This is a genomic window from Exiguobacterium sp. UBA7533 (assembly GCF_002479335.1).
Classification (GTDB): domain Bacteria; phylum Bacillota; class Bacilli; order Exiguobacteriales; family Exiguobacteriaceae; genus Exiguobacterium_A.
The window spans coordinates 20,041-46,827 of sequence record NZ_DLMP01000011.1; the positions used below are offsets into that span (position 1 = coordinate 20,041).

27 protein-coding genes and 1 pseudogene are annotated in these 26,787 nt (G+C 47.0%); 15 read left to right on the forward strand and 13 right to left on the reverse strand.

The annotated features are described in order from the left end of the window. Nucleotides 1-21 precede the first annotated feature (21 nt). Nucleotides 22-900, forward strand: a complete 879-nt coding sequence (locus B2U10_RS11640; protein ID WP_290787848.1) for an aldo/keto reductase — start codon at nucleotides 22-24, stop codon at nucleotides 898-900. Nucleotides 901-969: 69 nt separating this feature from the next. Here the strand turns inward: B2U10_RS11640 and rlmD are convergent, their stop codons facing one another. Together rlmD and B2U10_RS11650 are read right to left on the reverse strand one after the other, a co-directional pair. Beyond that, on the reverse strand, nucleotides 970-2,355 hold the full coding sequence (rlmD, locus tag B2U10_RS11645; RefSeq protein ID WP_056063648.1) for a 23S rRNA (uracil(1939)-C(5))-methyltransferase RlmD: 1,386 nt from the start codon (nucleotides 2,353-2,355) through the stop codon (nucleotides 970-972). Between the two features lie 40 nt (nucleotides 2,356-2,395). Then, complete coding sequence (locus B2U10_RS11650) at nucleotides 2,396-2,608, reverse strand: SE1561 family protein (protein WP_023467294.1); 213 nt, start codon at nucleotides 2,606-2,608, stop codon at nucleotides 2,396-2,398. 84 nt (nucleotides 2,609-2,692) lie between these two features. Between B2U10_RS11650 and yfkAB the strand changes: the two genes are divergently transcribed. The 3 genes and pseudogenes from yfkAB to B2U10_RS11665 all read left to right on the forward strand — a co-directional run. Continuing rightward, complete coding sequence (yfkAB, locus tag B2U10_RS11655; protein ID WP_290787850.1) at nucleotides 2,693-3,805, forward strand: radical SAM/CxCxxxxC motif protein YfkAB; 1,113 nt, start codon at nucleotides 2,693-2,695, stop codon at nucleotides 3,803-3,805. Between the two features lie 87 nt (nucleotides 3,806-3,892). After that, on the forward strand, nucleotides 3,893-4,075 hold the full coding sequence (locus B2U10_RS11660) for a hypothetical protein (protein WP_023467292.1): 183 nt from the start codon (nucleotides 3,893-3,895) through the stop codon (nucleotides 4,073-4,075). A gap of 71 nt (nucleotides 4,076-4,146) precedes the next feature. After that, a pseudogene (locus B2U10_RS11665) lies at nucleotides 4,147-5,298 on the forward strand (MFS transporter); the annotation flags it as partial. A 41-nt stretch (nucleotides 5,299-5,339) separates the two neighbouring features. On the opposite strand, the gene B2U10_RS11670 reads toward B2U10_RS11665, so the two are convergent. Further along, nucleotides 5,340-5,627, reverse strand: a complete 288-nt coding sequence (locus B2U10_RS11670) for a hypothetical protein (protein ID WP_023467290.1) — start codon at nucleotides 5,625-5,627, stop codon at nucleotides 5,340-5,342. Nucleotides 5,628-5,790: 163 nt separating this feature from the next. Then, nucleotides 5,791-6,720, reverse strand: coding sequence for a DMT family transporter (locus tag B2U10_RS11675; protein ID WP_290787886.1), 930 nt, complete (start codon nucleotides 6,718-6,720; stop codon nucleotides 5,791-5,793). A gap of 185 nt (nucleotides 6,721-6,905) precedes the next feature. Here B2U10_RS11675 and B2U10_RS11680 point away from each other — a divergent pair, with 185 nt between their 5' ends. Then, nucleotides 6,906-8,855, forward strand: coding sequence for a heavy metal translocating P-type ATPase (locus B2U10_RS11680; protein ID WP_290787889.1), 1,950 nt, complete (start codon nucleotides 6,906-6,908; stop codon nucleotides 8,853-8,855). A 51-nt stretch (nucleotides 8,856-8,906) separates the two neighbouring features. Here the strand turns inward: B2U10_RS11680 and B2U10_RS11685 are convergent, their stop codons facing one another. From B2U10_RS11685 to B2U10_RS11700, 4 genes are all read right to left on the reverse strand, one after another. Continuing rightward, nucleotides 8,907-9,815 (reverse strand): YihY/virulence factor BrkB family protein, encoded by a 909-nt coding sequence (locus B2U10_RS11685; RefSeq protein WP_035412690.1) that lies wholly within the window; start codon nucleotides 9,813-9,815, stop codon nucleotides 8,907-8,909. An 86-nt stretch (nucleotides 9,816-9,901) separates the two neighbouring features. Next, complete coding sequence (locus B2U10_RS11690) at nucleotides 9,902-10,330, reverse strand: NUDIX hydrolase (RefSeq protein WP_290787891.1); 429 nt, start codon at nucleotides 10,328-10,330, stop codon at nucleotides 9,902-9,904. Between the two features lie 25 nt (nucleotides 10,331-10,355). Next, nucleotides 10,356-11,267 (reverse strand): PfkB family carbohydrate kinase, encoded by a 912-nt coding sequence (locus B2U10_RS11695; protein WP_035412684.1) that lies wholly within the window; start codon nucleotides 11,265-11,267, stop codon nucleotides 10,356-10,358. Between the two features lie 178 nt (nucleotides 11,268-11,445). After that, nucleotides 11,446-12,339: a 1,4-dihydroxy-2-naphthoate polyprenyltransferase gene (locus B2U10_RS11700; RefSeq protein WP_056063630.1), complete on the reverse strand. Its 894-nt coding sequence runs from the start codon at nucleotides 12,337-12,339 to the stop codon at nucleotides 11,446-11,448. A 159-nt stretch (nucleotides 12,340-12,498) separates the two neighbouring features. Here B2U10_RS11700 and B2U10_RS11705 point away from each other — a divergent pair, with 159 nt between their 5' ends. From B2U10_RS11705 to menC, 6 genes are all read left to right on the forward strand, one after another. Then, nucleotides 12,499-13,884 (forward strand): isochorismate synthase, encoded by a 1,386-nt coding sequence (locus B2U10_RS11705; protein ID WP_290787894.1) that lies wholly within the window; start codon nucleotides 12,499-12,501, stop codon nucleotides 13,882-13,884. Further along, on the forward strand, nucleotides 13,874-15,517 hold the full coding sequence (gene menD / locus B2U10_RS11710) for a 2-succinyl-5-enolpyruvyl-6-hydroxy-3-cyclohexene-1-carboxylic-acid synthase (RefSeq protein ID WP_290787897.1): 1,644 nt from the start codon (nucleotides 13,874-13,876) through the stop codon (nucleotides 15,515-15,517). The genes B2U10_RS11705 and menD overlap by 11 nt, the downstream gene beginning before the upstream one ends. Continuing rightward, on the forward strand, nucleotides 15,514-16,290 hold the full coding sequence (gene menH / locus B2U10_RS11715) for a 2-succinyl-6-hydroxy-2,4-cyclohexadiene-1-carboxylate synthase (RefSeq protein ID WP_035412672.1): 777 nt from the start codon (nucleotides 15,514-15,516) through the stop codon (nucleotides 16,288-16,290). Before menD ends, menH begins: the two co-directional genes overlap by 4 nt. An 18-nt stretch (nucleotides 16,291-16,308) precedes the next feature. Further along, nucleotides 16,309-17,133 (forward strand): 1,4-dihydroxy-2-naphthoyl-CoA synthase, encoded by an 825-nt coding sequence (gene menB, locus B2U10_RS11720; RefSeq protein WP_023469886.1) that lies wholly within the window; start codon nucleotides 16,309-16,311, stop codon nucleotides 17,131-17,133. 62 nt (nucleotides 17,134-17,195) lie between these two features. Further along, entirely contained in the window at nucleotides 17,196-18,578 is a 1,383-nt protein-coding gene (gene menE / locus B2U10_RS11725) for an o-succinylbenzoate--CoA ligase (RefSeq protein ID WP_290787899.1), read from the forward strand. Beyond that, nucleotides 18,575-19,645 (forward strand): o-succinylbenzoate synthase, encoded by a 1,071-nt coding sequence (gene menC, locus B2U10_RS11730; protein WP_290787901.1) that lies wholly within the window; start codon nucleotides 18,575-18,577, stop codon nucleotides 19,643-19,645. Before menE ends, menC begins: the two co-directional genes overlap by 4 nt. 76 nt (nucleotides 19,646-19,721) lie before the next feature. Here the strand turns inward: menC and map are convergent, their stop codons facing one another. From map to B2U10_RS11755, 5 genes are all read right to left on the reverse strand, one after another. Next, a complete protein-coding gene (gene map, locus B2U10_RS11735) occupies nucleotides 19,722-20,483 on the reverse strand; it encodes a type I methionyl aminopeptidase (RefSeq protein ID WP_023467279.1) in 762 nt (253 codons plus the stop codon). 13 nt (nucleotides 20,484-20,496) lie between these two features. Beyond that, complete coding sequence (locus tag B2U10_RS11740) at nucleotides 20,497-21,687, reverse strand: EAL-associated domain-containing protein (RefSeq protein ID WP_056063615.1); 1,191 nt, start codon at nucleotides 21,685-21,687, stop codon at nucleotides 20,497-20,499. Between the two features lie 73 nt (nucleotides 21,688-21,760). Then, a complete protein-coding gene (locus B2U10_RS11745; protein ID WP_035412663.1) occupies nucleotides 21,761-22,027 on the reverse strand; it encodes a hypothetical protein in 267 nt (88 codons plus the stop codon). A 106-nt stretch (nucleotides 22,028-22,133) separates the two neighbouring features. Beyond that, nucleotides 22,134-23,693 carry a DEAD/DEAH box helicase gene (locus tag B2U10_RS11750; RefSeq protein WP_035412660.1) on the reverse strand — a complete coding sequence of 520 codons (1,560 nt, stop codon included), beginning with the start codon at nucleotides 23,691-23,693 and terminating at the stop codon, nucleotides 22,134-22,136. 332 nt (nucleotides 23,694-24,025) lie between these two features. Further along, nucleotides 24,026-24,880 (reverse strand): CvfB family protein, encoded by an 855-nt coding sequence (locus B2U10_RS11755; protein WP_214856486.1) that lies wholly within the window; start codon nucleotides 24,878-24,880, stop codon nucleotides 24,026-24,028. A gap of 233 nt (nucleotides 24,881-25,113) precedes the next feature. On the opposite strand from B2U10_RS11755, the gene B2U10_RS11760 reads away from it, so the two are divergent. From B2U10_RS11760 to B2U10_RS11775, 4 genes are all read left to right on the forward strand, one after another. Next, nucleotides 25,114-25,281, forward strand: coding sequence for a hypothetical protein (locus tag B2U10_RS11760; RefSeq protein ID WP_023467274.1), 168 nt, complete (start codon nucleotides 25,114-25,116; stop codon nucleotides 25,279-25,281). A gap of 125 nt (nucleotides 25,282-25,406) precedes the next feature. After that, nucleotides 25,407-25,712: a hypothetical protein gene (locus tag B2U10_RS11765; protein WP_290787904.1), complete on the forward strand. Its 306-nt coding sequence runs from the start codon at nucleotides 25,407-25,409 to the stop codon at nucleotides 25,710-25,712. A 38-nt stretch (nucleotides 25,713-25,750) separates the two neighbouring features. After that, nucleotides 25,751-26,008, forward strand: a complete 258-nt coding sequence (locus tag B2U10_RS11770; RefSeq protein ID WP_023467272.1) for a hypothetical protein — start codon at nucleotides 25,751-25,753, stop codon at nucleotides 26,006-26,008. A gap of 79 nt (nucleotides 26,009-26,087) precedes the next feature. Next, entirely contained in the window at nucleotides 26,088-26,786 is a 699-nt protein-coding gene (locus B2U10_RS11775) for a lysophospholipid acyltransferase family protein (protein WP_035412648.1), read from the forward strand. The last annotated feature ends 1 nt before the right edge of the window (nucleotide 26,787 follow it).

The window sequence follows — 26,787 nt, forward strand, 5'->3', positions numbered from 1 at the left end:
GTCTGAAAGGAAGTATCGTTCATGAAGTTAAGACGTTTTGGAACATCCGATCTATTCGTGTCCCCGCTTGGGTTCGGAGCCGGTCACATCGGTGCAGAACAGATGACGGACCGCGAAGCAATCTATTTGCTCGAACAAGCACGTGATCTTGGCATCAATCTGATCGATACAGCACGCGGCTATGGCTTATCGGAGCAACGCGTCGGACAATTTCTAAAGAATCGTCGGCACGACGTCATTTTGTCGACGAAAGTCGGCTATGATGTTCCCGGTACACAGGATTGGACGTTTGAAGCGGTTCAAGGTGGCATCGATCAAGCCTTACAGACGATGCAAACGAATCATCTCGACATCGTACACTTACATTCTTGTAGTCGAGAAATCCTCGCTCAAAGTGATGTCATCGAAGCGCTTGAACAAGCAAAACAAGCTGGAAAAGTCCGCGTCATTGCCTATTCCGGTGATCGAGAAGATTTGCAGTATGCCATCGAAACGAAACGCTTCGATAGTTTCCAGACATCCTTCAATCTGTTTGATCAACGCGTCGATCAAGTCTTACCTACACTTTTGAATCACGGGGTCATCGCCAAACGTCCAATCGGTAATGCACCGTGGCGCTTCACGGATCGTCCGGTCGGGCAATATGTTGAACCATACTGGGAACGAGCGCAACAACTGGCTTATCCACTCGAGGAATCTAGCTGGCTTGAGACCGCGTTACGTTTTACAGTTTTCGAACCAGGAATCACGACGGCCATCATCGGAACGTCTCGACCAGAACATCTCGCTTTGAACCAGCAATTGATTGAACGTGGTCCACTCCCAGCTGACCGCGTCAGTCAATTGAAGGAACGTTTTTCCGAATGTGACGCCACGTTCGATTATGTTTCGCAAACGTAAGTGAGCAGTCACAGAAAATAAGCCCGTATGTTCACTCGTTCAAGGAGTGCATACGGGCTTATTTCGCGCTTAGAACTTTTTCTTTTTCTTCTTTTCGAGCACGACGATCGCTTCAACGTGCGCCGTTTGTGGGAACATATCATACGGTTGAATGTACGATACCTTATATCCCGCTTTCATCAAATGATCGCAATCACGTGCAAGCGTCTGCGGGTTACACGAGACATAGATGATTTTTTTCGCCTTAGACGAAATCATTGCGTTCAATAACTGCGTATCGCAACCTGAACGGGGGGGATCGACGATGAAGACGTCTGGAATCCAGCCTTCCTTCACCCAACGTGGAATCCATGCTTCTGCCTTACCGACGACATAATGCGCATGGTCAAAGCCATATTGCTTCATATGCGCATTCGCATCTTCAACTGCTTCTTCGATGATTTCCATACCACGGACTTCTTTTGCACCCTTAGCAATCCAAAGTCCGATTGAACCGACACCTGCGTAAGCATCAACGACACGTTCTTCGCCTGTCAAAGCAGCAGCACGGGCAATTTCCTCATACATCCGTTCTGCCTGTTCCGGGTTCAACTGGAAGAAGGCGCGTGGCGACAGTTGATACGTGAACTCGCCCATCTCTTCTTCAATCCGTTCGACACCGCGCAAGACTTCCGTCTCTTCTCCAAAAACACGTGACGTCAACTTATCATTGATGTTCAGCGCGACCGAGACGACACCTGGAATGTCCATGATATCGCGCGACAAACCCTCTAGATCACGGAAGCCGTCTTTAAAGGCAACGAGCACGACTTGAATTTCACCCGTTTTGATTCCTGTCCGGACGACGATATGGCGCATGACACCGTCTTGTTTTGCTGCATGGTAAACAGGTACTTTATAATCGTTGAGTAATTTCGTGACAGCTTGGTTGACACGAAGCGTATCCTTATTTTGGACGACACAATCATCGATTGCGACCAGACGATTCGAATTCGCAGAATAGAGACCACTAACGATTTCATTGCCTTGTTTCCCGACGACGAATTGTGATTTATTGCGGTAACCCCACTCCTTCGAACCAATCGTCGGACGGATATCGGCCTTTTCGACATTCAATTTCGTTGATTTTAAGAACGCATTGCGAAGCATCTCTTCCTTATAACGCAATTGCCCATCGTAACTCATATGTTGTAATTGACAGCCACCACAGACACTATAGACTGGGCAAAGTGGTGTCACGCGGTCTGGTGAACGATCGTCACGCTTTAAGATCTTTGCATTCGCATAGTTCGCATGGATTTCCGTGATCTCGATTTGCGCCGTCTCACCTACAAGCAATCCTGGGATGAAGACGATTTGTCGTTCGAGCGTCGCGATCCCTTCACCGTTGATGCCCATCCGTAGACAAGTGACCGAACGGACCTCACCTGTCTGTAATTTGATTTTTGTTGCCATTAATTTCATCCTTTCTCTTTACGCAAATGAAAAAGCGGTCTCAATCTACCGCTTTTTTCGTTTCTTCTTGTTCTTTCATATCCTTCGCATACCGAACGACTTTCGCCTTGAGTTGATCTAGTGATACGATCAGTCGTTCCAAATCTTCGATATCTGATGATTCATCGAGTGAATCGATTGTATGACAGAGAAGCTGCATTCTTGATTTTAGCACATTCATTTGACCAAGTTTATCAGTTCTTGCTTTTCCCATTATTCAGACTTCCTTTCTTCCGCTGGATTCCGACGTTATTTTAGCATACGATACGAAGTGGAGCACTAAAAAGGAGGAGTATCTATGTCACATTCATCACCCATAACGATCGCGAACGATCCGTGGGAAGCTTATCGCGACATTGAACAATACGGCACGGTCCGTTTGACGAACATTGAAGTCACGACGACAAAACTGTGTAACATGCGCTGCGAACATTGTGCCGTCGGTTACATGTTATCCAGTAGCGAGTCACCTGAAATCCCTGTCGAACTGCTTATTCAACGTCTGGATGAAATCGAACACCTACGCGCCTTTTCCATTACAGGCGGCGAACCGATGCTTTCAATGAAGTCCGTCAAAAAGTACGTCGTCCCTTTACTTAAGTATGCCCACGAACGTGGCGCTAAAACCCAAATCAACTCAAATTTAACACTTCCATTATCTCGTTATGAATTAATTATCCCTTATCTCGATGTCTTGCATATCTCACATAACTGGGGAACAGCCGATGATTTCATCGATGGTGGCTTTGCGATGATGGAGCGAAAACCGTCACGTGAAGCACGAACGAAACTATTTGAAACGATGAAAGAGAATGCTCGTGTCTTGAATGCACGTGGTGTCATCGTGTCTGCCGAAACGATGATCAATAAACGGACGTTGCCACATCTTGAAGCGATCCATAAAGAAATCGTCGATATGGGCTGTGTCCGTCACGAAGTGCATCCAATGTACCCAGCTGACTTCGCGTCAATGATCGAAGCAGCTAGCTTATCTGAAATCCGTGACGGGATTCATCGTTTGCTCGACGTCCGGGATCCGAACGTCTGGATGTTATTCGGAACACTACCTTTTTACGCTTGTTCGATGGAAGAGGCAGATTTAGAATTGCACCGTCGCTTGCGTCAGGAGAAAAACGTATCGGTCCGCAATGACCCAGATGGTCGTTCTCGTCTCAACGTCAACATCTTTGATGGTGAAATCATCGTGACCGACTTCGGCGATGAACTCGCTTCGCTCGGTACGATTCACGAGACGTCTTTTAATGATGCGTATGCGCAGTGGCAAGAGACGGAACTGAATAAAAGCTTGTCGTGTCACTGTCCTGCGGTGCAATGCCTTGGACCGAACGCGCTTGTGAAGAACGCTTATTACCCTGAGATTGATTTCACAAAACAATCGAGTCGGCTTTAAGAACGGAAAATAGGTTTCAAACGAAGCCATGCCGGGAAAAATGTCACAAAGTAGACACATTCTGTTTTCTAAAAAGGGGTGACCGGGATGGAATGGCTCGTAGGTATTGTCGCAATCATCGGTACGTTCAGTATGGTCTTGTTCGTCATGATGGTTGGTATTCGCGCTTCACATAGCATCGAACATGATGAAGTCTTTGACCAGACAGACTGGGACGAACATCTGCTGCATATGCCGCGTCCGACACGTTTTGAACAAGAAAATAAATGAAGCACGCCCCGGTCTCCCTTTTCGGAGACCGGGGCGTGTTATGCTAAAAGAAAAAAGAAAGGTCGTCGTTACTTGTGTCACGTCGTTTTGCTCTTATCTTATCGATCGTCTTCATTTCCGGATTCACGCAAGGTCTGCTGATTCCACTGTTATCTATTTTACTTGAACGCCAAGGAACCCCCGCTTTCATCAACGGTCTCAGCGCTGCCGTTCTCTATATCGGTGTCATCGTCGCCGCCCCTCTCATGGAAGGTCCACTACGACGACGTGGTTATATTCCGGTCATCTCGTTTGGACTCGCTCTTGTTGCAGTAGCGGTTTTCTTATTTCCACTTCTTCCAAGCGTCATTGCTTGGATGATTTTACGGTTCCTCGTCGGATTTGGTGATCAGACGTTACACTATGGATCACAGGTTTGGGTGACGTCCATTACCCCAAATGAGCGGTTAGGACGAACGATGTCACTATACGGGATGGCATTCGGTCTTGGTTTTGCTCTTGGTCCTCTTGCGGCACCTCTCGTCGATGTCATCAACTGGCTACCATTCGTGTTGACTGGTACATTGACTGTCATCGTCCTGATCTTGTTATCGCGTATGCCGAACGAAAAACCGTCATCTGTCATGCCGGAGGAGCTGCAAAGCGCCGCCTCACGGTATAAACTTGTCCTATCAACTGCTTGGTTCACGTTACTTCCTGGCTTTACATATGGTTTTCTCGAAGCCACACTGAATGCCAGTTTTCCCGTTTTTGCGACGCGTAACGGGTACGGTCTATCTGAGACGAGTACCTTGATCACGACATTCGTCGTCAGCTCATTGATCATGCAGCTTCCACTGGGACGACTTGCTGATCACTTCGGAAAACGTCGGACGTTAGTAACCGTTCTTTCGATTGGCTCCGTTGCTTTCCTTATCGCTTGCTTCGTCTTCGAACGATACGGTTGGTTATTCGCGATTTTTGCTATTAGCGGGATGGCACTTGGCTCGACGTACTCGCTCGGTGTCGCCTATATGACGGAACAGTTACCGCGACACCTTCTTCCGACGGGCAACTTGCTTGCAGGGATTGCCTTTAGTCTTGGTTCGATCCTTGGACCGATTGCTGGCAGCTTGTTCGTTCTGCTTCCAGCTATGCTTTATTTCAGTCTATTCGTTCTGGTTCTAGCGACACTTGCGTTTCTCTTACGATACGCGAAACGTCACGAATCATCCCGGATCTAAAACAAAGGATCTTGCGCTAATGATGCGCAAGATCCTTTGTTTTATTTCACGATTCCTTCTTGCCGAAAACTCCGCCAGAGCTTATCGTCGATCGCATACGGCTGTTCTTTTGCACGCTTCAGCTCTTCTGTCTCGAGCAGCACGACGACCTCTCGACCGTTGATTGACCACACTGAATCGTAACCTCTCTCCGCCTCGATGATTTCCACATCCACATCTCCATGGGTTTCCTTCAACTGCTGACTGACGCACGTTACGACGAACCGGGCAAACTCATCACGTGGACGACGAGTGGCAATGATCTTTCGAACGATCTCATTCCGTTCCATTCGTTTTCATCTCCTTCCGTTTTATAGTCGCACTAGCCTTTCAGACAAGGCCGAATCGGTCTTCACTTGACCGTACAGAAAAAAGCCGAACGGGTCGGCTTGAGCAACGAACGATTGGGAGTTACTTTGATTGAAACTATTTTTGCACGATTCTGAATCTTCGTCAACCTCGCTTTTGAAACCATACAGGAAGGTACGTCGAGACTAAGATACCACTGACGACGAAGAGTAACCCAAGCAACGCTTGCGGCGGAATCGTCTCGCCGAGAATCAAGGCCGATAAACTGACACCATAGATCGGTACGAAGAACATGAACAACGACACTTTACTGACTGGATTATATTTCATTAGTAAGTTCCAAAGTGTAAATCCAGTCGCTGATAAGAAGGCAAGATACACGAGCATCCAAGCACTTGTCGTTGAAAAGGTGAATGGTGCGACGTGACCATCGAGAATGACTCCTGCGATAAAGAGACCGATTGATCCAATGACCATCGCCCATCCAGTCATCGGTGCCACCGGATAACGTGCCGAGTATTCTTTGGCAATCAAGTTACCGAACGCCCCGGAAACCATTGCTGCGATCAATAATCCTTCCCCTACTCCAAACGAGACACCTTGCCCACCTTGTGGCCAGTTGGCCAAGATGACACCTGTGAATCCAAGGAATAAGGCGAGTCCTTTAAATCGATTCAGTCGATCGTCTTCATATCGAAAATGTGCCAGCAACATCTGGAAGAACGAAGTCGATCCAGCAATGATTGATCCTTGTACGCCAGTTGATAAAGATAGACCGATATAAAAGAAGACGTACTGCAAGAACGTCAAAAAGAAGCCGAGACGACTATAGGCGTAAGTCCGCTCCTTCAGTGTGATCGTCTGTTTGAAGACCAGGACACTGACGACAAGTAACAGCACACCTGCCAAGAAGAAGCGATAGCTCGCGAACAGCAGCTGTTCTCCGTATTCGGAAGATGTGATCTGTAGTAATTCGTAACTTTTTTTAATGAAGGGAAACGCACTTCCCCACAAAAAAGTCGTCAGTAACGCAAAGACGACGAGTCCAATCCGATGGGTTAAAATTTTTTGCATCTTTCTAGTTCCTTTCCTGTTCCTTTTCACTGAAGCATGGTATAGTAATTCTACAGATAATAATAATTATAATCTAGAGACAATGAAACTCATTATCAATCAATTAAACTTATTGATACATCACATTCTCATTCTCTTTCTATAATGATTTCATTTCTCATTTACATTTTGAAAGGAGTTTTAATATGACGACTTCCACTACTACCGATGTTCAACAGCGTTCCGTATTCCGTCATGCTTGGGATGAGCATCACGAATTGATTCTAGCATTGTTTAGCGGAATATTGATTTTAGTTGCTTACGGACTCGAAAAATTCAATACGGCGTCTGCCGTTTATGTCACGTTGTACTTATCAGCATATGTCATCGGAGGATATGCGAAAGCGAAGGAAGGATTGACGGAGACGTATCAAGAAAAAACGTTGAACGTCGAATTGTTGATGATTTTAGCTGCCATCGGTGCGGCTGCCATCGGCTACTGGATGGAAGGTGCGATCCTCATCTTCATCTTTGCGTTATCCGGTGCCCTTGAAACATATACGATGAATAAGAACGAACGTGCCTTGCAAAGCTTGATGTCCTTACAACCGGAGGAAGCAACACGTTTGAATGCAAACGGTCAACTCGAAGTCGTCGGAATCGAACAATTAGCGATCGGTAACCTCGTCTATGTTCGTCCTGGTGAGCGGATTCCGGTTGATGGTGTCATCGTCCGTGGTCAAGCGGCGATCGAAGAAGCATCGATTACAGGAGAATCGATTCCGGTTGAAAAACAAACGGGCGATACCGTCTATAACTCGACCGTCAACATGAACGGTGTCTTGACGATTGAGATGACGAAAGCTGCTGACGAGTCGTTGTTCCAAAAGATCATTCATATGGTCCAAAACGCACAAAGTGAACAGTCTCCATCTGCTCAGTTCATCGAACGTTTCGAAAGCCGTTATGTCAAAATCGTATTGCTTGTCGTCGCACTGATGATGGTCCTCCCTCATTACGTCGTTGGTTGGACATTTGAGACAAGTATTTATCGCGCGATGATTCTTCTCGTCGTCGCCTCACCTTGTGCCCTTGTCGCGTCGATTACACCTGCTGCTTTGTCTGCAATTGCCGCATCTGCGAAAAATGGCGTTCTTTTTAAAGGAGGCGCCCACATCGAGACGCTCGGACAAGTCGATACGATCGTCTTCGATAAAACAGGGACTCTGACAACAGGTAAACCGGTCGTCACTGAAAGTCGGTACGCGGAAGGAATCGATGTCCGAGCCGTCGAACAAGCGGTTGCTTCCATCGAAGCACAGTCGAACCACCCGCTCGCACAAGCGATCGTCGATCACTTAAAAACCGATGTCCGCGAACCGTCAACGTTTAAAGATGTGACAGGATACGGGATTGAAGCAACTGTCGATGGTGTCACGTATCGTATCGGTAAACGGGCATTCCACGATGGTTTAGACGATCCATTCGTCGCAATCGAACAGTCATTGAAAGAACAAGGGCATACGATCGTTTATGTCAGCAATGGAACACAGATCGTAGCGCTTTATGCGTTACGTGATACGATTCGTCCGGAAGCCAAAACAGCGATTGCCGCCTTAAATGATCTCGGCATCGCAACGATCATGTTAACTGGTGATAATCCGGTCACGGCAGCTGCCATCTCACGTGAGGCGGGATTGACGGACTTCGTCGCTGAGTGCCTACCGGAAGATAAAGTACGCTACATCAAACAATACCAAACAGAAGGTCGGACCGTCGCGATGGTCGGTGATGGTATCAATGATGCTCCGGCGCTCGCACTGGCACATGTCGGGATTGCAATGGGTGAAGGAACGGATGCTGCGCTTGAGACTGCTGACGTTGTCTTGATGAAAAACGATTTAGGTCGTCTTGCCTACGCCGTGCATAAAGCCCGGAAGATGAACCGGATCGTCAAACAAAACATCACGCTTGCGATCGGTGTCATCCTTCTATTGATCGCATCCAACTTGTCACAGTTCCTAATCATGCCGTTCGCTGTCGTCGGACACGAAGGATCGACGATTCTTGTCATCCTGAATGGCTTACGTCTTCTTCAACAGGATGCTTTACCAACTCTCCCACAGCGTGTATCCGAAAAACGATTAGCCGCTTAATCATAAAAAAACGTCTGACTGCCGCATGGCAATCAGACGTTTTTCGTCTCTTCATCCGAACGTATTCGTCGGAATCGAATCGAGTTCTGCTTGTTCCTTCAAGCGCTTTTCTTCCATCTTCTTCGGATCCGCTTTTTTCATGAATCGTTCCCATGACGCGTTCAATTCAGAACCAAGTAAGATGATCAATCCTGTGAAATAAAGCCATAATAACAAGATAACGACACTACCGAGTGAACCGTACGTCTGATTGTAGTTTGAGAAGTTCGAGACGTAGAATCCAAATCCGACCGATAGTAATTGCCAGACGATGACACCAAAGACGGCTCCTGGGATCGCTTCCTTAAAGGTAATCGGGCGCTTTGGTGCGACGCGGTAAAAGATCGACAGTATACCAATCAATAGAATCGTTGAAACGACGTAACGCAAGACCGTTAATAAGATTTTTTGCCCCATATCGATCGGGAGAACGAAATTCGCAAGATACGTGATGATTGGACCACCAAGAACGTTCAAGACAATTAATAATAACATCCCGATTCCGAGAACAATCGTGAGTAGTAAAGCAATCCCGCGTGCTGCGACAAAACCACGTGGCGAGAAATCACCATAGGCATGGTTCGCTGTCGTGATCAAGCGATCGACACCTTTTGAAGCGGACCAGATGGCAAGAATCGCACCAATCGATAACAATCCCCCCTGCGGATCCTTGATGGCTTGAAAAATCGTATCCGTGAATGTATTGACGGCCCCACCCGGTGCTAAGTCCCGGATTTGCGACTCAAGTGTCTGACGATCAATATCAAAGAACGACAAGACGGAAATGACGAAAATGATACCTGGGAAAATGGATAAAAACCAGTAATAGGCGAGTGTCCCTGCATAATCCGTAATGTTGTGATCGGACATTCGCTGCTTTAAGTTCAAGGCAAGCCCTTTAGGATCGCGTGAATGCGCCATCGTCATCTCTCCTTCATGAAAAAGAGGCAGTCAAAGACCACCTCATTGTTTTAATATACTTTTCCCATTTTATTTCAACTAAAACCTCATTCGTTTTCAGAAAGAATCAATTTATAGAACGGTTCTGTCATTTCTGCCAATTGTTTGGCAAGAGACGGTGGACGAATCGGCAATGACGGCAATTCGGATCGTTTAATCCAGACTGGTGTATAACCAGACTCTTCCTCTTCGAATTCTTCACCCATACCTGTTCCAAAGCGACCGCCAATTGCTTTCGCCCAAAAATAAGGGTTATCGAATCCGTTAAAACGGACGATGGCAGCAATGCCATTCAACTCCACGTCGACACCAAGTTCTTCATGTGCTTCACGAATCGCTGTCTCTTCTAGTGATTCTCCATCATCTTTTCCACCGCCTGGAAAGACATAATACGTTTCGTTCGGTTTATCCCGTCGAATCAACGCAATTTCATCCTGTTCATTTCGTAAAATGATCGCACTTCGTTGAATCGGCATGACGCCACCCCTTTTCAAAATTAATTCATTGAATGGCATCCAGCATTTCTGGAACCAATCCGTTTTCTGTCGAAGCGATGACTTCTGCCGCGATTTTCATGCCAAGCTTCAATGCCTCTTCTGCTGGTTTTTCTTTTGTCAATTCAGATAAGACAGCAGAGAAGAAGGAATCGCCTGCTCCCGTTGAGTCGACGACTTTTACTTTTTTCGTTCCAACATGACCTGACGTCGCCGTACGACGATCGACGTAGACCGCCCCTAGTTCACTCATCGTCACGACCGTGAATGGAGCACCTTTTTTCGCTAGCTCATTTGCTACATGAATCGCATCTTCTACCGTCACGATTGACAGATCAGACAAAATTTCTGCTTCTTCGCGACTGCAAATGAATCCAGTGAATCCTTGTAACAGATGACGATTCCGTTCAATGACGCTCAAGTGACCACAAACACCAAACAATGGCAACTCCATTTTGCGACATAGATGAATCAAACGTTCCAAGACTGTAACAGACAAATCAAGATCGATGGCAACGGCATCGACTCCATCGAGCGCATAGATTGATTGACGTAAAATCGCCTCTTCGAGCAACTTCGCATCCGGTTGTTTCGAGATTGAGGTTTGCAAGTCACCTTCGTTATCCATGACCGCTAGCCACATACCCATTCCATGATCTTCTAACATTTCGACATGATCCACATTCGCACCGTAAGATTTCAGCTCATCGAGCACTCCCACGCCAATCTGATCATTCGTAACCGTCGAGATAAAGCGAACTTCATTCCCGAGGACGGCTAAGTTTTGTGCTACGTTGCGTCCTGTTCCTCCATTCGAAAACGTGATGTCTCCTACGTTTTTCGCATCCTTGTGCAAAGGAGCGAACGAAGTTCCTTTTATGTCGACGAATACTTTTCCGATTACCGCGATTTTATTCATTCCAGTTCCACCTCTAACCATATTTCCTGATTCCCGATCCTTGAATTGATCTTTCAGGCACATTGCTTCAATTATAGTAAAATTTTAAATCAGTGACAACCGAAGCACTTTTTTTCTAACTGTTCGCTATCTTCTCATAAAAAAACAGCAAGCGAATCGCCTGCTGCTTTGTTTGAATTTAGATGTTCGCAATCACGAGACTGATTGCGAGTAATAATCCGAAAATCGTATTTACTTTGCCAGTCTGCGCCATACCAGGCATCAGTTGTTCTGGTGGCAAGTCCTCCCAGAAGAGACGGACCGTTTTAATCATGAGCGGAATACTTAACAACGCAAGTAAGGCAAACCAAGAGACTTCGAATGCCAGTACAGCAATGATGAGTGACAGGACAGCTGCCGCAAAAAATCCGATCAAAACGTACACGGCACGGCGATGCCCTACAAGACAGGCAATCGTTTTTCGTCCGTTGACCTTGTCATTATCCAAGTCCCGAATGTTATTTGCAAGCAGGATTGAACCGATCAAGATGGCAACAGGTATCGAAATCGCAATGGCTTCCGTTGGTACATAACCAATTTGCAAGTAGGCGGAGATCGCAATGATGATATATCCCATGAAAAAGCCAGCAACCACTTCCCCAAATGGTGTATACGCGATCGGTAGTGGTCCTCCGGTGTAAATATATCCGACGAACATCGAAATGAGTCCCACGACAAGCAACCACCACGAAGTCTCGATGCATAGATACACACCGAGTAGTGCGGAAATGCCATACAACGTAAGTGCAAATGCAAGAATCGTACCTGGCTTGAATCCATCACGTACGATTGATCCACCGATTCCGACCGATTCCTCTGTATCTAAACCACGTTTGTAATCGTAGTATTCATTGAACAGATTCGTTGCGATTTGAATCAACATCGATGCGATTAACATCGCTACGAACAAATCCAAGCGTATCGATTCCACACGTGGTGCGACAACTGCCGTACCGACGACGACCGGAACAAAACTTGCTGTCAGTGTATGCGGCCGTGTCATTCGCCAATAGACAGCGATTGATTTATTCATATAATAACCCCTTTCCTGTCTAAGTGTAGCGGGTTTCGTTTTTTGATGTCAATGTTCAATCCAAGATAGCTTATTCCTTCTTTTTTGTCCGCAAAAAGTTTACACTTAGAATAAGTGAAACATATCACAGTATCTACAGACTAGGGGGCAATGAGCGGTATGGCTTACGCTCAACAAGAGCTAAAACAGTGTATCGAACAGGCCGTCAGTCAGGCGAATGCCTCACAACGACCTATACTTGCTTCGTATTCATGGGAAATCGAAGCAACTGACATGCGTTCTCTCGAACAGGGTATCGAGGAACGATTTTATTTCGCGACACCTGATCGCTCGATGCGGGCCATTGGGTTTGGTATCGTACAACAACTTCAGGCTTCAGGAACGGATCGTTTTTTACGAATTCAATCGCAGTGGACAAATGTGAATCGCGACCATGTCGGTCATGATTTGTTTGCGTTCAGCGGATTCTCTTTCACTGAACTTAACCAACCGGATTATCGCTGGTCTTCCTTTGGAGACGCTTCGATGACGATTCCGAAGTTTTTATTCTTAGAGCAAGATGGTAAGACACGCGTGACGATCTTTGCCCGTGTTGAACCGATGGATCAAGTCGATTCAATCTTAAATCAGCTCGCACTTGATTTCGCCAAAGTTAATCAACCGCAAACACCGACTTCGACAGGCGTCACGCGTTTACGTCTATCTCGGGATGGAAATGAAGCCTTTGAAGCCTCGTTTCAACAAGCGATGCATTACTTGGAGACAACACTTGAAAAAATCGTTTTGGCGCGGGAAGTCGTCTACGAACTGGACCGCCCACTTGATGTAGCCGCCGTCGTTGCTGAACTCGAAGATACGCAGCCCGGTAGCTATGTCTTCTGCTTCCAACCGAATCCGGAAGAGGCCTTTATCGGAGCCACACCGGAACGACTCGTCCAAAAACGTGGACGTCGCCTTGAGACAGCAGCCGTCGCCGGTTCTGCACCGCGCCACGCGACGAATGAGATGGATGAGGCACTCGGTCAATCGTTATTACAAGATCAAAAGAACCGAATGGAGCACGGGATTGTCGCTGATTCGATCGAACGGACGTTATCTGCTTTTTCAGAGCAACTGGATTGTCCGGATACCCCGATTCTCTTAAAAAATCGTCATATCCAACATCTCTATACACCGATCACAGCGCGTTTAAAAGCAGATGTCACGTTATTCCAACTGATTGAGAAACTTCATCCGACACCTGCACTTGGTGGCGAGCCAAAGCAATTAGCGGTCGATGCGATCCAAGAGATTGAAACGTTCGAACGGGGTTGGTACGGTTCACCCGTTGGTTGGATGAACGGACAGGATGATGGGGAATTCATTGTTGCCATTCGCTCTGGATTATTTACGGAACGGGCTGTCATTCTTTATGCCGGTTGCGGTCTTGTTGAAGGTTCTCATTTCGACAGCGAGCTAGCAGAGACGGAAACTAAACTATCACCGATGTTACAAGCTCTTTCACACATTGGTTCGATTGAAAAGGATGATATTTATGTTGACTAAGTGGATGCACACGTTAATTGATACGCTCGTTGCGTCTGGTGTCCGGGACTTCGTCATCAGTCCCGGTTCCCGCTCGACACCACTTGCTATTGCAGCTTTTCTGCATCCGTCTAGCCGTACCCACGTCCTTGTTGACGAACGGTCGGCTAGTTTTTTTGCTTTAGGTTTAACACGGACGGAAGAGCGTGTTCGTCCCGTTGCGCTAATTTGTACAAGCGGTACCGCTGCGACGAACTATTATTCAGCAGTAACCGAAGCTAATATTTTTGAACTTCCATTGATCGTTTTGACTGCCGATCGACCTCATGAATTACGTAATGTCGGGGCACCTCAAGCTATCGATCAGGTCGGACTATACGGCAAGCAGGTTCGTCATGCATTTGATCTTCCCTTAGCAGAAGAAGCGAGTCTTCCTTACGTCGCTCATGTCGCAAAACGTGCAACCCTGCTCTCCCTGACGGAACCGGCGGGACCAGTTCAAATCAACGTTCCATTACGTGAACCACTCGTGCCTGAACTCGATCTTTTACGAACAGGTCGTCCTGTCGGCGTTTTACCTGAACCGACATCGGGAGTAAATAACGCCTTAGCGATCGTGCTTCAGAAAGAGCGCCTTCTTTTTGTACTTGGACCACAACTTGCTGCCGCGGACAGTCAGATTGTCATCTCGTATGCAAAACAAGCAGGGATTCCGGTCTTAGCAGATCCACTCAGTCAAGGGCGGCAATCGCATGATGATCACGTCTTTGCCTACTACGATACATGGCTAAAACATCCGGCCACCGCTCAGCACGTCCGACCGGATCGAATCATTCGTTTCGGCGCCATGCCGACGTCAAAACCTTATCTGCTTTGGTCTCGGGATATTCCGACGACAGTCGTTGGTCATCCAGGGAATTGGCGCGATCCCCAACTCCATTCGGATTTCGTGATTGGTCACGCGCGACAACTCGAACATCATGAGCCCGTTCCGCATGACCCTACGTACCTCAATCTGTTACAACAGGCAGAGCGACGCGTCACCGATGCCTTTACGACGATCGATCAAGAGGAGATGACGGAGTATAACGTCGTCCGCGCGTTAACGACGTTACAAGAAGGAAGCCTATTCGTTTCGAACAGTATGCCGATCCGAGATATTGATACGTTCTTGCCTACAGGAACACCCCTTCGTCTACTCGCGAACCGTGGAGCAAATGGGATTGACGGCATCCTCTCGAGTGCTCTCGGGGCAACGTTTGATGCCAAACACCGCTATTTACTCGTTGGTGACCTGGCATTCATTCATGATATCAACGGGCTGATGACAGCGCGCAAGCTTCCGTTAACGATCATTCTCGTCAACAATGCGGGTGGCGGCATCTTTAGCTTCTTACCGCAACAGCAACTCGAGCAAGCGGTGTTCGAGCCACTATTCGGTACACCGCAGCATCTCGACTTCGACTCCCTTGCCTCCGGCTACGGTGTGACCTATCAGGCGATTGATTCGATTGCTGCGTTACGTCAAGCACTTGCGGAAGAGACGAATGTCACTCGGATACTTGAAGTCAAGACAACACGAATCGAAAACGTACAGATGCATCGTTCGATTTGGGACGTGACGAATCAAGCGTTAGCCGAGGTATTCCGATGATTTTACGCGGTCATCCCTATCATGTGAAAATCGAGGGAGCTGGTCCACCGCTCTTATTACTCCACGGTTTTACAGGCTCCCTCTCGACGTGGGACATGCTAAGTGAGCATTTATCGACTCACTTCACCGTCTACCGCCTCGATTTGATGGGACATGGAGAAACGATACCAGCGTCTAATCAACGAATGCGTTTGACACAACAAGTCAAGGATCTTGAGGCGCTGCTCGCTACACGATCCGAGCCATGGATTGTCCTCGGTTATTCGATGGGCGGACGAATCGCCTTAATGTTGAGTGTCGTCTCTGAGCAAATCGCTCGAACAATCGCTGTTAGTACAACACCAGGTATCAAGACGGCAGTGGAGCGAAAAGTACGTCGTGCATCCGATCGTATGTTAGCAGAGCGACTCGAAAAGGATGGACTCGAAGCTTTCATTGATCATTGGGAGACACTTGGATTATTTAAACCTCAAGCGCTTCTCAAAGAACAACAACGCACGCGACTGCGTCAGGAGCGTATGTCTCAAACGGTTGAAGGTCTGAGTGCTTCGCTTCGAGCACAAGGTACAGGAAGCATGCCCTCTCTTTGGTCATGCCTTCCGAAAGAGATTGATTGGATCGTCGGGGAAGAGGATGAAAAATTCCGCGCCATCGCCTTACGAGCGGCATCACCTGAAAAAATTCACGTGATTTTGCATGCTTCGCATGCCCCACATATCGACCAACCGCAAAAGTTTGTTACAATGGTAAAGAATCTACTTATTCATCACTAACATATTGGGGGAATTCAAATGAAATACGCTCCGGAATGGGTATCAGCCCGTAGCTATGAAGACATCAAATATGAACAATGGAACGGGATCGCAAAAATCACGATCAACCGTCCAGAAGTTCGCAATGCGTTCCGACCACACACGGTCCATGAACTCATCGACGCATTTTCACGTGCACGTGACGATCAAAACGTCGGCGTCATCATCTTAACAGGTGAAGGCGATCTCGCATTCTGCTCTGGTGGAGACCAAAAGGTACGCGGACATGGTGGATATGTCGGCGACGATGAAATCCCACGTTTAAACGTCCTTGATCTTCAACGTTTGATTCGTGTCATCCCGAAACCAGTCATCGCTATGGTCGCAGGTTATGCGATTGGTGGCGGACACGTCCTTCACCTCGTGTGTGACTTGACGATCGCTGCAGACAACGCCCGCTTCGGACAAACAGGTCCAAAAGTCGGTTCATTCGATGCTGGATATGGCTCTGGTTACCTCGCGCGCGTCGTTGGACACAAGAAAGCGCGTGAAATCTGGTACCTCTGCCGTCAATATGACGCACAGCAAGCACTTGACATGGGACTCGTCAACACGGTCGTTCCACTCGCGGATCTCGAGCAAGAAACGATTCAATGGTGTGCTGAAATTCTTCAACATTCACCAACGGCTCTTCGTTTCCTCAAAGCAGCATTCAACGCCGATTCAGATGGTCTCGCAGGGATTCAGCAACTCGCAGGAGATGCAACATTACTGTACTACACGACTGACGAAGCAAAAGAAGGACGCGATGCGTTCAAAGAAAAACGCAATCCTGACTTCGGACAGTTTCCGCGTTTCCCATAATGAAAAAAAGGTTCAATCGTCTTATGACATTGAACCTTTTTCGTATATTCATCAAAAAGGAAGTGACTATTTTGTATCCTTGGATCTATACACGGGCAAAAGAGCAACCGGATGACATCGCGCTCATTACGGAAACGGAGCGTTGGACGTGGTCTGAACTATATGCACGCGCGCATCGTTTGGCGAGTACGTGGGCGACGATCGTGACACGCGGAGACCGGATTGCTCTTTACGGTCCATCCAGTGCACAGTATATCGTCGCTCTTCACGCTGCTCAATTGCTTGAATTAACCGTCGTCCCGATCAACACTCGACTAACGCAAACGGAAGTGCTGCGCCAATTCAAACAGGCAGATGTGCGGCTCGTCGTAACAGACCGGATACTCGATACAGCGATTCCGTGTCGAGCTTTCTCTTATGAAAAAGAAGCGCCCGATCTGTTAATACGCCATATGCCTAAACAATACGTCCAATCAATGCTCTTTACGAGTGGTACGACCGGACATCCGAAAGCTGTGGAACAAACGATGTTGAATCATTTCTCGAGTGCGACGAATGCCGCTCGTCATATCGGATCACTGCCAGAGGATTGTTTTTTGATTGTCACACCACTGTTTCATATGAGTGGGTTAGCCGTCGTCTATCGAGCGGTCATCTATGGAGTACCGATCATTCTCGAGCCACATTTTTCACCAGAACGCGCCTTACACTGGATTACGACGGAAAAAATTACACATGTCTCACTCGTCTCAGTCATGCTTGATCGGTTGCTCGACGCCGGACTACGTCGTCACGCGCTTCGCGTCGTACTGACAGGGGGTGGTCCTGTTCCATTACCGATTCTGACGCGTGCACTCGACCGCAATATTCCTGTCATGCAAACATATGGGATGACGGAAACAGCTTCTCAAATCGCGACTCTTCTGCCTGAGGATGCCTTACGAAAAATCGGATCAGCTGGACAAGCCATTTATCCGACGCAAATCCGCATCACGCGCCACCAAGAAATCGAAGTCAAAGGACCGACAATCATGAAAGGCTATTTTCATGATGAAGAGAAAACGGCAGACGCCTTTACAGCAGACGGTTTTTTCAAGACTGGTGACTTAGGACGTTTGGACGCCGATGGATACCTATATGTCCTCGATCGTCGAAGTGATCTCATCATCTCAGGTGGGGAAAATATTTACCCAGCTGAGGTCGAATCAGCACTTCTCTCGATCGATGGGATTCAAGAAGCAGGTGTCGTCGGACGATTTGATGCTAAATGGGGACAAGTTCCGGTTGCCTTCATCGTTAGTTCACTCGATGAAGCCATCATCCGAACGGAAATCAGTCAATTGCTCGCCAAATATAAATGTCCAGTTGATTACATCTACCATAGCGTTTTGCCACGCAATGCGAACGGTAAACTATTGCGGAAACAACTGAAGGAGTCATTATGAGCATCACCCTCCGGTCTGCCGAATTGTTCGATGTACCGCTCGTCTTTCGTCGTCCGATGCAAACAGCACTCTCGACGTTAACGATACGCAGGACGACGATTTTGCGCCTGACCGATTCGGAAGGACGAATGGGTTACGGGGAAGGAGTCGCGTTTGATACACCGTGGTATACGTCCGAAACACAACATTCTCTGCAAGGAATCGCTTCACTGCTGTACCAGTTACTTGACCAACCGCTCCATCATCCAGCAGATGTCACGCACCGCTTCCGCATCGTGCAAGGCAATCCGATGGCAAAAGCGATGTTTGAAGGAGCGATTTATGAATTATTCGCAGCAGCTGCCGGACAATCGCTCGCTACGTATCTCGGAGGTGATGAATCATCCCTCGTACCTTGCGGGAAAGCACTCGGACGGGCTTCTGCAGCGCAGACCGTCGAAGCCGTCGGACAAGCGATCGCCTCTGGATATGGACGGATCAAGCTGAAGCTCGCTCCGACGGATACCATCGTTCTTGAGCAAGTACGTGCCGCTTTCTCTGATGCGCCCTTGATGTTTGACGCTAACGGCAGCTTCACAGAAGCAGACTTTCCTTTATTACAGCATTGGGATTCATTCGGTCTCGTTATGATGGAACAACCTCTCGTAGCGTCGGATTGGTCCGGACATCAACGTCTCGCTAAACTCTTGCAGACACCGATTTGTCTAGATGAATCCATCGTCGCTCCAGCGGATGCCGATTTGATGAAGACGCTTCACGCTGGTCAGATTCTGAATATCAAACCGGCACGTGTCGGTGGGCTGACGAACGCTTTGTCCCTTCGAACAAAAGCGCCCTACTGGCTCGGAGGGATGTTCGAGAGCGGCATCGGACGTCGTCAGACCCTTGCTTTCGCGACACTTCCAGGGCTCGCTTATCCGATCGATATGGCAAGTACTGCGGATTATTTTGAAGAAGATTTGCTCGAGACCCCGTATCATGTCGAACACGGACACATTCGCTATTTTGCTCCAGCCGTATCCGAGTCCCAATTAAACAAATTGGCAACCTCCCGGATCTCTTTGTAACAAGAACACCACGACGAAAAAGAGGCAATGGATTGACTTCCATTGCCTCTTTTTGTGTTTTATTATGCGAACTTTTTTAGAACGATTCTTTGCCTTCGACTTTCGTCAAAATCTCATACCCGTCCTTTAAGACGACGACAGTGTGCTCAAACTGTGAGACAAGGCTCCGATTTGGTGTGTATAATGTCCAGCCATCCCGCTCATCTTCGATACAGAACTCGTCTCCTGTTGAAATGAACGTCTCGACAGCAATGACTTGCCCTTCCTTCAGCAGATCGTTTTCTTCACGATTGAAGTAGTTCGAGATGGATTCCGGCTCACCATGAAGTGTCTTCCCGAGACCATGCCCCGCTAAGTTACGGATGACGGTGAAACCACTCTTACGCGTTTCAGCATAGATCGCTTTTCCGATCTGATTGACCTTCGTTCCGGCTTTGACCTTCTCGAGTCCTTTTTCAAGCGCCGTCAATGATACTTCAACGAGTCGGACATCTTCCGGACGTTTTGCTTCTCCTGCGATGACTGTTTTCCCCGTATCCGAATAGTAGCCATTCTTCACAGCTGAGACATCGACATTAACAATATCGCCTTCTTGAATGACATATTTACCGGGAATACCGTGTGCTGCGATATCGTTGACACTGATACATGTCGCTCCCGGAAAATCATACATGACGATCGGGGCAGATTCTGCTCCCTGCTCCTTCAGAATACGTGCTCCGATGTCATCAAGTTCCTTTGTCGTGATTCCTGGTTTGACGGCATCCGCCATCTCGTCGCGCGCCATCGCGACGATGCGTCCAATTTCTCGTAATGCTTCATAATCATAATCTAACACTTTCATTTCCTCCTCATTCACTCAATCGTTCTTGATATAGATAATCTGCGGAGATATCCGCAAATAAGAACATGCCATTGCTGAGCGGCATACTAAACGTCCGCGTTTGTTCACTCGAGCTGAAGTCGACGTACCGTTCCGACAGATATCCGCTATGCCGTCTCTCCATTGCTACCGTCGTCCGGATAAAGTAAGGACGAAAACTCCAGTTGTATCCCTTGTAGAAGGAATACAGTTTCCACTCGCCACTCTTTTTACTGACATTCGAAGACTGTTGGAAGCCATTCGCGTCCGTGATGTAAAACCGGATGAATTCCGGCTCCATCTTCCGGGCGAGCATTAGCAGCCATTGATCGAGATCTTGCTCCGACTTCAAGGACTGACAATACTCATTAAATCGGACTGTCCAGTCTTGCTCCAGTTGGAACAGGCGATTCATCTGTTCCCGATCATATTTATAGAACATCGGGACTTCATGGATCAAGACCTCCATTCCAGGACAAGTCATGACCCATTCCGGCGCAGCCTCTCCTAAAAGATTCCCCATGTAATAGCGTCCACCATGCTGCCACGCATATCGAAGTTGACCAAGATGACTGATGTTTTTATACAAAAGTGGCGCTCCAAGCTGATCACAAAGGTGCTCCATCGTCTGTAAGAGATGCGGATACGATGCTGAGACGGTCTTTTTCTCAATCATTGAAGATAGATCGACGATTAACATATCCGGCGACATCGAAAAGACGCGTTCGAGACTCGTTGCTTCCGCGCGATCCAGCGCTACCTTCAGTCCAGAATTCTGATAGTACGCGACGATCCGGCCCAGACGATCAAAATCATCGACTTGAACATCCGTCAAAGTAACATACATCCGTTCTTTTGGAAACGACGAGTCGACCGTACGTAAAACATGCAAGAAATCTTCCCCACCGTTCTCAAACAACCAAGCCGGACGACAACGGATCAGGATGAACGCTTGTGTATCGGAGGGTACTTTTTGGAATGCTTGACGGACGACATGTCCCATGACTTCGAGCTGATACTCGATCGGAACATCATCTTCCTGAAAAAATGGTTTTAACGGTTCTCCACGAAAATGGGACTGGATTTCATACCCTTCCACCTTAAAAGGGGCAGCGCCTACGATCGGTTGAAACCACGCCTCTATCTCTTCGGGATGAACGATGACATCTAATGCGTCCATTCTATTCCCCCCTTGTACTCTTGTTCTATCTTAACAAAAAAGGAGCCTCTCTGTAACGAGAGAGCCCCCTGTTTTACGATAACGTCGTATCTTTCCGCATTGCAATATACAAATACACACCGAATGTCGCCGTCAAGTAGATGATACTCAGGACACCGTATTGAATCCCAACAGCTCCGCCCTTACCAATGGCCAGCACAAGAAAGATGATGCCACCAAATAATAAGGTCGCTAACGGAATATAACGAAAATGTCCTTTTGTCGTCCGCTCACAAATCTTTTTCGTCGCGACGATCAGTGCAACGAGACAGACGGATGCTGCTACATAAATGGTATACACGAATGATTCAGCCCTCTCCCTATCGTTCATGGCTCATTTTATCATGACCGCTTAGATAAATCATAAAAAAGAACCGACTTGTCTGTGACAAATCGGTTCGAATCGTTTACTTTTCAAAGCGTGGTTTGCGTCCACCACGGTTACGATCGCTTTCGCTACGGTTGCTACGTCCAGCATAACCGCCTTCACGACGATCTGATGAAGAAGATGAACGACCACCTTCACGACGATCGCCACCACGCGGGTTGTTTCCACGGTATCCGCCACTGCGGTTGCCGCTTCCACTTCCACCTTTGTTTCCGTAAGGACGACGGTTTCCACCACCGTTGCTACCGAAACGTTTCACGCGGATTGGTTCGATTGAAGAGATTTGGACTGGTGTTGCATCCGGCTCTTTCGTCAATCCTTTAAGTGCTGCTGAAAGAAGTTCCACTGCTTCGTACTCTTCTAAGAGTTCTTGTGCAAGTGTCGTATATTCTTTTGAGTCTTTTGCTTCAACACGTTTAATGAGTTCTTGTGCAGCAAGCTTCAAGTTGCCTTCTAAGATTTCATCAAGTGTTGGTGCATGACGACGTGACATTTTTTTGTTCGTGACACGTTCGATTGTTTTAATTTGACCGAATTCACGTGGTGTAACAAATGTGACAGCCGATCCTGTTTTACCAGCACGACCTGTACGACCGATCCGGTGAACGTAGCTTTCTGGATCTTGTGGGACGTCGAAGTTGTAGACGTGTGTGACACCAGAGATGTCAAGACCACGTGCTGCAACGTCTGTCGCTACGAGGATATCGATCGTTCCTTTTTTGAAACGACGGATGACTTGGTCACGTTTTGCTTGTGTTAAGTCACCATGTAAACCGTCAGCTGTGTATCCGCGTTGGATCAAGCCTTCTGTCATCTCGTCAACACGTTTTTTCGTACGACCGAAGATGATTGAAAGTTCTGGAGAATCCGTGTCGATCAAACGGCAAAGAACGTCGAATTTTTGGCTTTCTTTCAATTCGATGAATGACTGGTCGATGTTTTCAACTGTCATTTCTTTTGCTTTGACTTTGATGTGCGTCGGAGTCGTCATGAAACGATCTGCGATTTTACGAATTTGTGGTGGCATCGTTGCTGAGAACAAGAGTGTTTGACGTGTTTCAGGAAGTGCACCGAGGATTTTCTCGATATCTTCGACGAATCCCATGTTCAACATCTCATCTGCCTCGTCAAGGATGACCGTTTGAACGTGATCGAGGTTCAACGTCTTACGGTTCATGTGGTCCATCAAACGTCCTGGTGTCGCAACGACGATTTGTGGATTTTTGCGAAGTGCACGGATTTGACGATCGATTTGCTGACCGCCGTAAACAGGAAGTGCATGAACGCGTTTTACTTCACCGATCCGGTTCAATTCTTCAGCTACTTGGATTGCAAGCTCACGTGTCGGAGCAAGGATCAACGCTTGGATGTTGCGTGATTTTGCGTCAAGACGCTCGATTGTTGGGATACCGAATGCTGCAGTTTTACCAGTACCTGTTTGTGCTTGACCAATTAAGTCAACGCCGCTGAGTCCGACTGGAATTGTTTCTGCTTGGATTGGTGTTGCTTCTTCAAAGCCCATTTTTAGGACACCTTTGATAAGTGCCTCACTAAGATTTAATTCACGAAATGTTGTCAATGCTAAATACTCTCCTTTGTCATATGAAAAGCGTCTGCCACTAAACAGACGCTACCGTAACGAATACAATCGACTACCTATTATAACAGAATCTATCCCATAAAGATAGAGTGGTTTCTCTCATAATAATGTTTAGGGAAGTCACCATCATAATCGTTGCCATAAGGGCGAGGGAAAGGCGAAGTGCCCGGACCGTGCGATGAACGTCATCGCGTGCCCCCACTAGTGATGGGGTATATTCAGTAAATGGTCGCCGGTAATCAAACCAGCCGCAACCACCAAAATGATGAATTCCTTACTATCTATTCGAAACGCAGGCTTACTCGGTTTGATTATTGCGTCAACCGAATACCCGTTTCATTTTTTTCTATTTTTTTATCTTTCAACAGGCGACCGAGCGCTCGTTTGAATGCTGCCTTACTGAGACCGAATACTTCATCGATCGTCTCGGGAGCTGTCTTATCACCATACGGCATCTGACCATCATGTTCAAGTAGATGGTTCAGAATCAACTCCGCGTCTGTATCAATGGCTTCAAAGGCACGTGGTCGTGCTGAAAGTAATACTGTACCATCTGGTTTTACATTTGTCACTCGTAATTTCAAGACTTCTCCAAGACGCGGCCAACGTTCCATCTCGCGTTCATGCAAGAATCCGATTGACTGATCGTTGACCCAGACATTGACGCCTGGTTCGCGTTGTGAGAAGACGAGACCTTCGACGTCCATGTTGTTCCATTCTTCTGGAGCTGGCTTCGCTCGTAAGTTGAAGTAAGCATATGGTGCAGGGTCTCCGAGTAAACGAAGCTTTTGATCATGTTTTAGACGAATGAAAAGTTGATCGCCTTCTTCCGGCCAGAACATCCGACGTTGCGGCAAATCGTCAAGTGAGACAAGAACATCTTTTTGAATCCCGATATTCGCGAACACTCCTGTGTTATAGCGTGTCCCATTGATCGTCGTCTTGACGTAGTCTTCAAATGAAGCTTCTGGAATCGTCATCGATGATGCCAAACGTCCTTCATTATCTTGATACAAGAAGACTTCTACTTCATCATCAAGAGCTACTTTTTGTGTCTGTTCATTGTTATGCAACAACACATCTTCATTTCCATCTGTCAAAAACACTCCGAACTCTGCTTCACGTTCTACTTTTAATGTGACAACCTGTCCTGCGCGTAATCCCATTTCGGGTCATCTCCTCTCTCTATTTGAATTGGTTCAAGTTCATTCGAACCATCCTTCTGTTCTTTCCCTACCATACTATACTCTTTTTCTGTTCACCTCTGAAATCGACCCCACGATGACAGTTGTGACATATTTGTGAACGAAACACATTTGCGTGATTTTTTTGAAAAAAAGATATATGATTAAATAACAGGAAAAAGAAGGTTTAGTTTAGGTAAATATGGGGGATAAAAATGTTTCATAATATTCAATCGCGTTCGTTCGCTCGACGCTTCACGAAAACATTGGTTTTTGCATTTTTTGCTTTCCTTGCTACGATTGGAATCGTTTTTGCAGAAGGATCAAACAGTACAGATATGACTCCGAAGACACCAGCGCTTCAGCAAATCGATCGCCCTTAAAATCTACACCTTCCGTGTGGATTTTTTTATTTTTTCCGGACATTTACAGGACGATAAAGGAAAATCAAGTTTGACCTCGAATTAGATGAACATACCTATATTTTAATTTCGAGGAGGAAACGGACGTGCTCTTCTACTTATTCACGACGATTGCGGGTCTCATCACTACATACTTAAGTTTTGTTACCGGTTATTATACAAGTTCGATTGGTGTTTTCGTCTTTACGTTAGCGATTTGCCTATCGTTATCATCTATTCGACAGTTAATCCGTACGTCCTATCTGACTTACATTGAATACATTCAATACCGTCGCGTCAAAAAACAGTACGAACGCATGAAAAAACGAGAACAGTCTTATCAAATTGCCTATCCTAATCGAGATTCGAGTACACCACTTGCATTCTCTGGGACAGACCAGCATGATAAATAAAGAACACGATTTCATCACCTAGGAGGAACAGATTCATTATGAACGAAATCCCTTTATCAAACGGTTGGACACTCCGCTACTCACCTGTCATCGATTTATGGTTGAAGGAAGATGGCGTACTGCTCGTAGATCACGAAGATAAGGTCCGCTTGACTCTCATCTTGGATGAAGAGACGATGGAAATCAAACAGATCGACAACACGAACGCTACGTTCTCCGTTGATCCGACGACACGTCGCCTCACTTTCGAACTTGGAGAAAGCGAAGAGGAATCTGAGCCTCGTTACTGGGAATAATCATGGAGACTGGGTGCGACACCTGGTCTTTTTTTGTACAATAACATCAGCAATGAAAAAAAGGAGCTGTCACTTTACCATGATCCGTACTGTCATTTGGTTCATTTATTTTGGACTTGTCTTACCCTGTACCTTACCGTTTTTACCAACCGCAAAACGTCGAACGCATCTCGCGCGCTATGCATTCGTTCAGCGTGTAGCGAGCGCTTGGGCGAACTCTCTTCTCCGACTTGCTGGCGTTCGTGTCCATGTGACGGGGCATGAACATATTCCGGCAAATGAACCTGTCGTGTTCATCTCGAATCACCAAGGAAACTTCGATGTTCCGATTCTACTTGGAAAAATCGATAAACCAAAAGCATTCATCTCAAAAATCGAAGTGAATAAAATTCCAATCGTTAATGTCTGGATGAATCTGATGGGGTGTGTCATGATTGACCGAAAAGACCGACGCCAATCACTAAAAGCGATCCGCTCTGGTGTCGACACGATCAAGGATGGACAATCAATGATCATCTTCCCAGAAGGAACACGTTCAAAAGGCGGACCGATGGCGGAATTCAAAGCAGGAAGTTTTACCCTTGCGACATCAAGTGGCGCACGCGTCGTACCAGTCGCGATTTCAGGTAGTTATCGTGTCATGGAGGAAACGGGTAAGATCCGTCCGGCTACAGTCGAAGTCACGATTTTGCCGTCGATTGACCCGAGCACGATGACACAGAAAGAACTCGTCCAGACGGTCGAACATCAAATCAAACAGATTGTAGAAGGTGTCTAAT